The following is a 9,335-nucleotide window of genomic DNA, read 5'->3' as shown; positions in this document are numbered from 1 at the left end:
TCTAAAAGCAAGAAAATCCTTCGGGTTTAGGATGACCCGAAGGATTCTGTGATAAAATATAATAGCGAAAAAATTGGTTTACAACATAGAAGGGGATTTAGGGATGAAATTCTGGTGTAGACTTTCAATTTGATAGTTTTGAAAATGTTTGATGTACTTTTTGGACAGCCTCATGACAAACCCACAGATAAACGTATCTTAGCGGACATCAAAGCATTGTTGTAAACAACAGGATACATGAAGTGGAACAGACGGACGGTTACGACAGGATTGATTTTACTGATGGGGAGCTGGATACTGGCCGGCTGCCAGGGAAAACCCGCTGATATTCTTCGGCAAACGGAAGACCGGATGAACCGGATGCAATCGGTGGGGTACGAAACCACCATTCATACGTTTCAGCGGGAAATGGGAACCGACAAGCTCGATTCGGCGCTCTGTTACTTCGATTTCACCAGTTCGGATTCCATACTGGGCGCACGGTACCGGTTCATGACCGGCAATGGCGAACAGGTGTTCAACGGCCACCAGTTCTTTCAAAGCAATCCGTTCGACAAAACCGTCATCTATTCCAATCACCAGGTCGCTTTCGATGTCAACAGCTCCACCTACCTCATCAACTCGGTGTATGTGCTCCGGAAGCTGCTGCCGGAAATGATCGACAACCCCGATATCACCATTACCCGGCAAAAGGATCGGACCATTCGGAAGCAGGAATGTTGGGTGGTATCCATTGACATGAAGAACCTGTGGATCGATCCGAATGCCAACCATCAATTGAAAAGGGTACCGGGAAAGACCTATCATTACGTGCTGGCTGTCTCGAAAAGAGCGGGACTTCCGGTTCAGTTCCGTTGGAACTACCCCGATAACAAAGGGTATTGGGAATCGACGTTCCGTTACCTGGGGATCGATCAAGGAATGGAGAAATCGGCCTGGAGTTACGACCGTTTTCCAAAGTCCTATCTGCGCATGTCGAAGCAGGAGTACTTCGCTTCGTTGAAGAACCGGGCGCAGGTCAAAACCGGGCAGGTAGCACCTCTATGGGAACTTCCGGCTTTGAAGGGAGGTTTTGTCAGTCTGAAAGAACTGAAGGGTAAACCGGTACTGCTCGAGTTCTGGTTCCCCTATTGCCAGGGCGATGATGAGGCCACCGCTTTTCTGAACAAACTACATGAGTTGGACGGGAAAAACGAGCTGGCTATCTACGGCATCGAGATGACCGGCAAGGAGGCATCCAATCTCAAAACTTACGTCGGAAAGCAGAAGCGGCTTTATCCAACCCTTTACCAGGGAAGAAGCGTGGCCACGGAATATGGCGTAGATGTAGCCCCCGCCTTTTTCCTGATCGACGGAACCGGGAAAATCGTATACGTCAGCACCGGCCTGAACAAAGCCGCATTGGCCCAAGCCCTTAAAACCACTCTCGAAAGACACCCGTAGAGACGCAATGCTTCGCGTCTCCTTTCATCCGGCTATGCATTTGAATCAATCTGTGTAATCTGGTTAATCTGCGTAATCCCGGTTCAGACCATTTATTCTGTATATTTACCGGCAAACCTTATCATTAACCCGGTAAAAACAATCACATGAATCGTCCCATGCGAAAACAGGACCGCAGCCTGAACAACGAAGATACCGTGGAAATACTGCGCCAGGGAGAGTACGGCGTTCTGTCGATGAGCACACCCGAAAACGAAGGCTATGGTGTTCCGATAAGTTACGCTTACGCTGGCGATGCCATCTACTTTCATTGTGCCACCGAAGGCGCCAAGCTCGATTTCTTACGGGCTCATCCTCATGCTTCTTTTTGTGTGGTCGGGAAAACGGAAGTTCTGCCGGCCAAGTTCAGTACCCGTTTCGAGAGTGCCATTGTTGCCGGAACGATCACCGAAGCTTCAGGCGATGATAAACGCAAGGGCCTTCTGCTATTGGTAGAGAAGTATTCTCCCGACTATATGAAAGAGGGTAAAGCCTACATCGACCGGGCGTTCGATACGGTCATTGTTTTGAAAATGAAGATTGAATCCCTGACCGGGAAAGCGAGGAAATGAATAAATACGAATTACGCCAATTAAAGCTAATTACGCTAATTGTCGCTTCGAGGTTGCTTTGGAGGAAAGCCTGAAAGGCCATAAGCACATAGTTGGGGTAATCTTTTGATAAAATCCGGGAGGGATGAAATATTGGTAGCCCGGGGTGAGAACCCCGGGGAAGGAAATGTGCGTGGGATAGCGCTCGCGAGACGGAGTTGATTGAAATAGAATAGTTGTTTCGAGCGCAATAGTGATGCAGCAACATTGAAAAACAAGTATTTTTTTTTGTCCTTTTGGCTTGACCCAAAAGAACGAAAAGGTCAAGTCAAAGTGATCCTTCAGCCCGCGTCATGGTTTTGCCTTTGCTGACCCACATGCCGGAATCCCCGCACAAAACCATTCCCGCCTTCACCGGCCCGGCCTACTTTGACGGGCCAACGCTCCTTTCGCCTGACGGCGAAGTGGGGGACTTAGCAATGTCGAAAACAAAACCTTAATGACTGGAGCCTCATATACATGAACTAAATCCCGGAGGGATGAAATATTTGTAGCCCGGGGGGATAACCCCGGTAGGGAATTGCGCGTGGGAAAGCGCTCGTGTGATGGACATGATTGAAATGTCTTCCTCGTTTCGAGCGCAATGGTGATACCGTTGATTGGAGCGCAACAATAGTAACAACAGAAACAACAGAAACCGCTACTCACAACCTGAAACCATCTCGCATGTAACGTCTGCTGTCTCGTTTCTACTATTCAACAACATCCGGCTGAACAATAAAAATTCAACCTATTTCGCTATTTTGGGACAAGAAAAACAGGAATAGCTAAAAAGCAGGCCAGACACAAGCTAATCTTTAGCCATATCATGACCTTAACAAATAAACTAACCATGACAAGAACCAAACTTCTTATCCTCATCTCTTTTCTCTTCGTGACTCATTGGGCGTACGGACAAACCCGGAAAGTCGAAGATATGATTCGTGATGGCGTTGCGCTGCACGACAAAGGAGAATACCAGAAAGCCATTGAGACCTACCAAAAGGTGCTGGAAATAGCTCCCAATTCGAGCGTAGCCAATTACGAAATAGCCTTTTCTTACCTGGCTGCTAAAGACTATAAAAATGCAGAGAAATTCAGTAAGAAAGTCATCGACCTGAACAACGGAAATGTTTTAGGCGCCTATATCACCTACGGGAATGCGCTGGATATGCAGGGGAAGACTAAAAAGGCCATGAAGGTGTACGAAAGCGCTGCGAAGGATTTCCACCACTATTTGGTGTATTACAATTATGCCATCTGTTGTTTTAACGCCGGCGAAACCGACAAGGCGTACGATTTAGCCATCAAGGCCATTACCGATTATCCGTCGCATGCCAGCAGTCATTTAATTCTGAGTAAGATAATGGAAAGGAAAGGCTCGCGAATAAAAGCCATGCTTCCTCTTTACTTTTTCCTGTTGCTCGAGCCCAACTCCGGGCGGTCAGCCGTTGAATACCAAACGTTGAGAAACTACATCGACCACGGGGTGACCCGGGAGGGCGGGAAGAACATCAACGTGATGGTTCCGGAAGATGAAGACCCCGATTTTGGCGCTGCCGAAATGATGGTCAGTCTGTTGAAGGCTTCCAACTCCCTCGAAGAGAACAAGGGAAAAACGGACCTGGAACTGTTTGCCGAGAACAACGACAACATCTTTAAAGTGATGGGCGAACTGAAGAAAGATCACAAGGGCTTCTGGTGGGACTTCTATGTGTCGTTCTTCTACCGGATGGCGAATGAGAATCTCACGAAACCGTTTAGTTATTACATCTCAGAATCGGACGGTGACGAAGCGGCAAAATGGTTGAATGATCATCCGGAGGAGTTTGATAGGTTCAAGATATGGATGAATAACTAGGATAGCTGCTTTTATTTGCCAGTCCTTCATATAGAAACGAATGTAAATAACATGAAAGTCCTTGCTTTAATTCTGGTCATACTCTTTGCCTTGTATTATATTCCCTTCGGATTGTATTTGAAGGCAAAAACCAATTGGATAGATGTCTCTTTAATCGAGTTGATGAAACTTCGTGTAAAAAAAATCCCGACATACCAGATCATCAATTGGTCTAAGAGATTAAGTGATAATAATATGAAAGTTGATTTCAAACAACTGGTTGCGTCTTATTCAAGTGGAGTCGATATGGAAAATGTCGTGAACGGACTTGTGAAAGCGAAACAGAATCGCTTAAAATTATCTTTCGAGCAGGCCTGCGAAGCGGATATTAAAAATATTGATATTAAAAGAACTGTCATCAATACCATCGCACATGTGGGTGAAAAAAAGTGAACATCAGATACGAGAGGAGATACAAAACGAGAAAACAGAATACCAAAAGAACCGGCTCATAAATGCCTTTAGGGCTGGTATGTGGGTCTTTGTTATTGCTTTCTTCGGCGAAATTCTTTTGTCCATCACCGTTGGACTAAATTTCTTTTCGAGAATTCCGGAACCGAATGAGATAATTAAGGTGAATGAGCTACCCGATTATTTTCCGTTTTTTCTGAAAACAAGCTTGTTGTTGGCTGGGGTATTCGTGCTTATCCGTTTTGTATCGCCGAGAATGTTTAAAGACAGACCAACGTCGTCAATGTGTGATAAATGTTTCAAGATTAAGAGTTTTACCACCGAACTAGAATGTGCGTGTGGAGGTCGTTTTCTTCCGATTTATCATTTTGAATGGGTTGAGGCTCCGGAAGATTATCTCGTTGACAACATGGATTGGATTTACGAATACAAGATTGAAAAATAAATTCTTCTTGTACCCCGATGAAGCAATTGAAATTTCATATAACAAATAAGGAAGATTTCATCACAAAGCTGAATGAATGGGTTAATACCAGTATTAGTATCCGTGATTTCAGGGCCAACCCTTTTCAGAAATCAGACTACTTTGGCGAAATAAAATTCGGGAACTTCGTGATATATTCCACCCGAAAATCGATTATCGGAAGGAGGGTTATTTTAAAGATTACGGGGACGCTGAATAATGATGACCAACTTGTTATCAAAGTTAAAAGGTTTGCCTTGTGGATGCCTCTGGTGAATAACCTGATTTTGGTTGGTATTGGTTCAGTGCTCGTTGCCGGGGCTTATTACCCGGGAATCGTTTTCATCATAATGGCTATATTACAGTTGAGTTGGACATTCTATATCGCACACAAAGAGCGACTGAAATTTATAACCCGGATACAGAAAATGATTGAAAAATGACCAGACCTTAATCTAAGCTATGAAAATCCTACTCAGCATACTCCTAATCGGTGTTATCCATCTGGCGCAGGCGCAAGAGTCTGCCGACAGTTCATCTACTCACCAATTCAGGGCATCAAAGAAATACACCGTCATTTCCGATTTGTCAATACCAAGCTGGTTAAAAGACAGCGTGGTCTCCTTTTGGTCGCCTACCGTAGAGGATTATCAGTTAGCAGAATCCATTTTGATGAAAGCCATCCGGGAAAATGCTTCGGAGTGCGGCAATATGTTGAGCCAGGAAACAGCTTCTAACTATTACCGGCAATATGTGTTCTATCGGGATGTCCGGGGAGACTCGATGGTGTACATCAATGCTTTTTGTGAAATCCATCAGGTTCCCATCGATTCAGCGGGAACATTCATCTGGAGGCCGCAAGACTGGCAACACCAACTTATCCGGGTGAATGACGGTGGTGACTGCTACTGGTCCATCCTCATTAACCTGACGAGAAAGGACTACGAGCAATTCAATGTTAATGGGATGGGGTAAGAAGATTCTTATGATGCAAACGGATAACATCAAGTCAATTGAAATTGACCGCGAAGGGAAACTACATGTTGTAACCGACATGACAACTTACCCGATGATATACCGAACAGCAACAGAGGTTCACTGGGATGTGGATAAGCATTCCTTGTATTCACCGAAACCCCGGGAGTGGTCCTATATAAAATGGTACAACCATATCCTTGACGTTTGTGAAACAGAATGCTCTTGTAGGCTTTTATTGACCGCAGAAACAACCTGGGTAAATGTACCTGATGAATTAAGGGATGAAATGAGAAAGAGATGAGACATGATGATAAAGCTGATTGAACCAGAAGCACGATTTAACAAGACAGTCTCTGAGCTGAAGAAAGACCGGTTTTATCCGGACTCGAAACCTGTTTACCCAATTGATTATGAACTGCCTTTTGAATATACCTGTTACCATTGTGGTTATAAAGTATCTATTAGGAATCAAGACCTTGAGAGGCACGCAAAATCAAATCATTCTAACTTGACGGACAGTGAGCGTGTATTGATTGAGAAATTTGTTGCAGAACACGGACTAGATGAAGCTTCGTTTCTCGATTTCGAATGTCCTGAGTGTCGCCAGGCAGTGAGGGTTTTATACAAAAACGGACCCGGCGGATTCTCCGGGATGACTTATGAGCTGAAGCATGTGATTGAATTAAGCGACGAGTAAATAAAAACACCAGCTTCAATTGCCAACAAATATTTTATTGAACAATAAGAATTCAGGTGATTTCGTTATATAGGAAGAAGACAGATTCCTATAAAAAGCAAACGAAGTAAACACTTAAAACAAAACTTGAAGATGATGGAGTTACCAATTAACCTACCCGAACTGGAAGATAATACACTGAAGTTGATTGTCCCGCGGGTTATGGGCAAACCAAAAGTAATGTACAATGGTAGGGAAGTTCAAAAACAAAATAACCGGTTTTCAATCAGTAATGGTTCGGGCCAGCCAATTCTGATAACCTTAAAGAACAACTATTTAGACTCGGTTCCCAAGGTTTTTATAAATGACCAGGAAAAGCAAATCGTGAAACCACTAAAATGGTACGAATACATCTGGATGGGGTTACCTATTCTAATGGCGTTACAAGGTGGTATACTAGGAGCTCTTTTAGGTTTTGTGGCAATTCGGCTAAACAGTATCATATTCCGGAATGATAAGAGCCAGGTTGTGAAATACCTGACAACATTAGGTGTTAATGTGTTGATTGTTACGCTGTACTTGGTGGTTGTCGTTTTATTGAGCGTAGTCTTGAACCGGAACAAGTAGAGCCAAATAACTGTTCGCCAATTCGCAGATAGAATGAGACGCGGTTTATCATTTACCCACATTTGACCTAATCCTTAAAGATATATTATATGCGAAACTTGTTGCTATTGATCCTATTGGTTGCTACACAGACTATCCATGCTCAGGGACTAATCGGAACACCCAACAGCTTAATTGTCGTTTACAACTACCCGGGCAACCATTTTTACATGGAAGTAAAGGGTAAAGACAAAAGAACAACTGATCAGGCTGGAGTTTATATCATCGACAACAGAGTAGTACAGATACACGCTGTTTCTAAAGATAAATTTCTTGAAGACACAAGTCAGGTGTTGACGACAAAAGAATTCATAGAAAAATACATCAAATGGGAAGTAGACTACATCGAGTCGTCCTTCTCTTTTAATGTTAACAGCCATGTGGAATTTCTTAAATCGAAAAAGGGAAGAGATATAGCTTTCTGGACCTACGATATGCCTGCCGGTGAACCAGAAGTTAAAACGGACTCCACCGTTACTACTCCGACGCAAAAGCAGCTGTTTGTCGTTACGCGAACCAAAGATTTTGTCGTAGGCATCAATTCTCCACTCTTTCAAAAGGATCAGTTTGATAACATCAAAAATTACCTGTTCGACAATATTGATGGTTTGGTTGAATCTAATAAAGAAATTGATTTGGATGAATTGAACAAAAAAGTGAATAATGTCGGGGCGCAGTAAAAAATGTAAGCTTATAAGGCCATGCCTGTATAAATAAAACTGGTCCATTCTCATTAACCTGACAAAGAAGAACTACGAGCAATTCAATGTTAATGGGATGTGAAAGAGAACAGAACTTCGTTCCCGGCTGTTTGCCAACATCCCGCTTTTATCTAAAAACCTTCGTAGCTTTGATGTGAACCAATATAATCATGCCAGCATGAACTATCTCGAGCAGGAGAGCGAGCGGTTGCGGTACCGAAAACTAACCGAAGCGGACATCCCCCGGTGGGTGGACTTCTTCGTGGACAACGACAACCTGGCGTATTTGGGGTTGGATCGGTCGAAAAGCAAAGAGCTGCTGGCGGAGGAATGGATTACCAAACAGTTCGAACGGTACCGGACGCAAAACCTGGGACACCTGGCGGTTGAACTAAAAGAGACCGGAGCGTTTATCGGGATGGGAGGAATACTGCCGCAGGTAATCGATGGCAAGCCGGAATACGAGATTGGCTATTCACTTCTTCCCTACTATTGGGGAAAAGGCTATGGAACCGAAATCGCGCAACAGTTGAAACGGTACGGATGGGAAAACATCGAAACCCAACGGTTTGTTTCCGTCATCGACATCCGGAACCAGCGCTCCATTAACGTAGCCCTTAAGAATGGCATGACCCCGATATTCCGGACGCAATATGCTTCGCTAACGGTCGATGTGTACGGGATTGAAAAAGAATAGAACCGGCAGCACATTTTAATACAAATCACCATGGACGCGCATCAGGAGACATTCGAAACCTGGAATAAATTAGCATCGCTCTATCAGGACAAGTTTATGGAGCTGCACCTGTATGACGAAACATACGATGCGTTCTGCCAACTGGTGACGACCCCCAACGCCAAAATACTCGACATCGCCTGTGGTCCGGGAAACATCTCCCGGTACCTGCTGAACAAACGCCCCGACTTTCGATTGACCGGCATCGACACCGCCGAAAATATGGTAGCGCTGGCACGAAAGAACAATCCCTCAGCCGAGTTTGCCGTAATGGACATGAGAGAGATAGGGACATTCAGCGAAACCTTCGACGGAATTATTTGCGGATTTGGCTTACCTTATCTGTCGGAGGCGGATGCGGCGAAACTGTTCTCCGACGCGCATCGTTTGCTCAACGACAAGGGCGTAGTGTATATCAGCTTTGTGGACGGCGCCCCCGCTCAGTCGGGTTTCAAAGCCGATAACGAAGGGAACCGCATCTATTTCTGGTTTCACCGGCTCGACACCATTCTCCAACAACTCAACGATGCCGGCTTCGAATTGCAGAAAACCTTTGAGGTTCCGTACAAAACGAATGAAACGGAAACCAACACCGATATCCACACCATTCTAATCGCCCAAAAGAAAACAACGGCATGACCAATCTATTCCGAACCCAATACGCTTCGTTAACCGTCGACGTGTACGGGATTGAGAAAGGATAAACTTCAGTAAATAGTAGAAGGTTGCTTC

Annotated in this window: 13 protein-coding genes; all 13 read left to right on the top strand. The window is 44.5% G+C overall.

Annotated features, from left to right (window positions below; genetic code table 11):
* Positions 1-237: 237 nt before the first annotated feature.
* The 13 genes from CLV93_RS19550 (at position 238) to CLV93_RS19490 (ending at position 9,242) form a co-directional block, all read left to right on the top strand.
* A complete protein-coding gene (locus CLV93_RS19550; RefSeq protein ID WP_106543923.1) occupies positions 238-1,443 on the top strand; it encodes a TlpA family protein disulfide reductase in 1,206 nt (401 codons plus the stop codon).
* Positions 1,444-1,589: 146 nt separating this feature from the next.
* On the top strand, positions 1,590-2,054 hold the full coding sequence (locus CLV93_RS19545; RefSeq protein WP_106543922.1) for a pyridoxamine 5'-phosphate oxidase family protein: 465 nt from the start codon (positions 1,590-1,592) through the stop codon (positions 2,052-2,054).
* A gap of 871 nt (positions 2,055-2,925) precedes the next feature.
* Positions 2,926-3,933 carry a tetratricopeptide repeat protein gene (locus CLV93_RS19540; RefSeq protein WP_170109009.1) on the top strand — a complete coding sequence of 336 codons (1,008 nt, stop codon included), beginning with the start codon at positions 2,926-2,928 and terminating at the stop codon, positions 3,931-3,933.
* A gap of 51 nt (positions 3,934-3,984) precedes the next feature.
* The gene (locus tag CLV93_RS19535; protein WP_106543920.1) at positions 3,985-4,365 is read left to right on the top strand and encodes a flotillin-like FloA family protein; all 381 of its coding nucleotides are present in this window, start codon (positions 3,985-3,987) and stop codon (positions 4,363-4,365) included.
* Complete coding sequence (locus tag CLV93_RS19530; RefSeq protein ID WP_106543919.1) at positions 4,346-4,828, top strand: hypothetical protein; 483 nt, start codon at positions 4,346-4,348, stop codon at positions 4,826-4,828. Before CLV93_RS19535 ends, CLV93_RS19530 begins: the two co-directional genes overlap by 20 nt.
* Before the next feature lie 17 nt (positions 4,829-4,845).
* Entirely contained in the window at positions 4,846-5,289 is a 444-nt protein-coding gene (locus CLV93_RS19525; protein ID WP_106543918.1) for a hypothetical protein, read from the top strand.
* A 19-nt stretch (positions 5,290-5,308) separates the two neighbouring features.
* Entirely contained in the window at positions 5,309-5,821 is a 513-nt protein-coding gene (locus CLV93_RS19520) for a hypothetical protein (protein WP_106543917.1), read from the top strand.
* Positions 5,802-6,125: a hypothetical protein gene (locus CLV93_RS20720; RefSeq protein WP_371864370.1), complete on the top strand. Its 324-nt coding sequence runs from the start codon at positions 5,802-5,804 to the stop codon at positions 6,123-6,125. The genes CLV93_RS19520 and CLV93_RS20720 overlap by 20 nt, the downstream gene beginning before the upstream one ends.
* Before the next feature lie 3 nt (positions 6,126-6,128).
* Positions 6,129-6,521 (top strand): hypothetical protein, encoded by a 393-nt coding sequence (locus CLV93_RS19510; protein WP_106543915.1) that lies wholly within the window; start codon positions 6,129-6,131, stop codon positions 6,519-6,521.
* A gap of 132 nt (positions 6,522-6,653) precedes the next feature.
* Positions 6,654-7,127 carry a hypothetical protein gene (locus tag CLV93_RS19505; RefSeq protein WP_106543914.1) on the top strand — a complete coding sequence of 158 codons (474 nt, stop codon included), beginning with the start codon at positions 6,654-6,656 and terminating at the stop codon, positions 7,125-7,127.
* Positions 7,128-7,216: 89 nt separating this feature from the next.
* Positions 7,217-7,846: a hypothetical protein gene (locus CLV93_RS19500; protein ID WP_146142094.1), complete on the top strand. Its 630-nt coding sequence runs from the start codon at positions 7,217-7,219 to the stop codon at positions 7,844-7,846.
* Between the two features lie 199 nt (positions 7,847-8,045).
* Positions 8,046-8,564 (top strand): GNAT family N-acetyltransferase, encoded by a 519-nt coding sequence (locus tag CLV93_RS19495; protein ID WP_106543912.1) that lies wholly within the window; start codon positions 8,046-8,048, stop codon positions 8,562-8,564.
* 30 nt (positions 8,565-8,594) lie between these two features.
* Complete coding sequence (locus CLV93_RS19490; RefSeq protein WP_106543911.1) at positions 8,595-9,242, top strand: class I SAM-dependent DNA methyltransferase; 648 nt, start codon at positions 8,595-8,597, stop codon at positions 9,240-9,242.
* The last annotated feature ends 93 nt before the right edge of the window (positions 9,243-9,335 follow it).

It is taken from the genome of Prolixibacter denitrificans (genome assembly GCF_003014495.1).
GTDB lineage: Bacteria > Bacteroidota > Bacteroidia > Bacteroidales > Prolixibacteraceae > Prolixibacter > Prolixibacter denitrificans.
Note: the sequence above shows the minus strand (reverse complement) of the source record. Positions and strands in the feature narration are given on the sequence as shown.